Consider the following 1,187-nt stretch of genomic DNA (forward strand, 5'->3'; position numbering starts at 1 on the left):
ACGTTCCAGCGCGAGCGCCACGCCCATGCCGCCGCCGATACACAGCGACGCCAGACCGCGCTTCGCGTCGCGGCGCTGCATTTCGTGCAGCAGCGTCACCAGAATCCGGCAGCCCGATGCGCCGATCGGATGGCCGATCGCGATCGCCCCGCCGTTCACGTTGATCTTTGACGTGTCCCAGCCCATCTGCTTGTTCACCGCAAGCGCCTGCGCCGCGAACGCCTCGTTGATTTCCATCAGGTCGAGGTCGCCCACCGACCAGCCCGCACGTTCCAGCGCGCGCTTCGATGCCGGCACCGGGCCCATGCCCATCACCTTCGGATCGACGCCGCCGGCTGCGTACGACTTGATGCGCGCGAGCGGCGTGAGACCCAGCGCCTCGGCCTGCTTTGCCGACATCACCACCACCGCCGCTGCGCCGTCGTTCAGGCCCGACGCATTAGCCGCCGTCACCGTGCCTTCCTTCGAGAACGCCGGCTTCAGGCCCGCGAGCGACTCCGCCGTCACGCCGTGGCGCACGAATTCGTCGGTCGCGAACTTCAGCGGCTCGCCCTTGCGTTGCGGAATCTCGACCGGCACGATTTCCGCGTCGAAACGGCCGGCCTTCTGCGCGGCTTCCGCCTTGTTCTGCGACAGCGCCGCAAAAGCATCCTGCTCTTCGCGCGTGATGCCGTATTCCTTTGCGACGTTTTCTGCCGTCACGCCCATGTGGTACTGGTTGTACACGTCCCACAGGCCGTCGACGATCATGCTGTCGACCAGCTTCGCGTCGCCCATGCGGAAGCCGTCGCGCGAACCCGGCAGCACGTGCGGCGCCGCGCTCATGTTTTCCTGACCGCCGGCCACGACGATGTCGGCGTCGCCCGCGATGATCGCGTTGGCGGCAAGCATCACGGCCTTCAGGCCCGAGCCGCACACCTTGTTGATCGTCATCGCCGGCACCGAGGTCGGCAGGCCGGCCTTGAGCGACGCCTGACGCGCCACGTTCTGGCCCGAAGCCGCCGTAAGCACCTGACCCATGATCACGTCGCTGACCTGCTCGGGCTTGACGCCTGCGCGCTCGAGCGCGGCCTTGATGGCGATGGCGCCCAGATCCGGCGCGGCCACTTTCGCCAGCGAACCGCCAAATTTACCAACCGCGGTGCGTGCGGCCGAAACGATCACAATGTCAGTCATTTTCCGTTCCT

The 1,187-nt window shown here is 66.9% G+C and carries 1 protein-coding gene; it reads right to left on the reverse strand.

Features of this window, described 5'->3' with window-relative positions; genetic code table 11:
• The coding region (locus tag U5782_RS41210) for an acetyl-CoA C-acetyltransferase (protein ID WP_322049615.1) at window positions 1–1,176 on the reverse strand (1,176 nt) is incomplete at its 3' end.
• Window positions 1,177–1,187 lie beyond the last annotated feature (11 nt).

The sequence above is a fragment of the Paraburkholderia sp. J67 genome, assembly GCF_905220265.1.
Classification (GTDB): Bacteria; Pseudomonadota; Gammaproteobacteria; order Burkholderiales; family Burkholderiaceae; genus Paraburkholderia.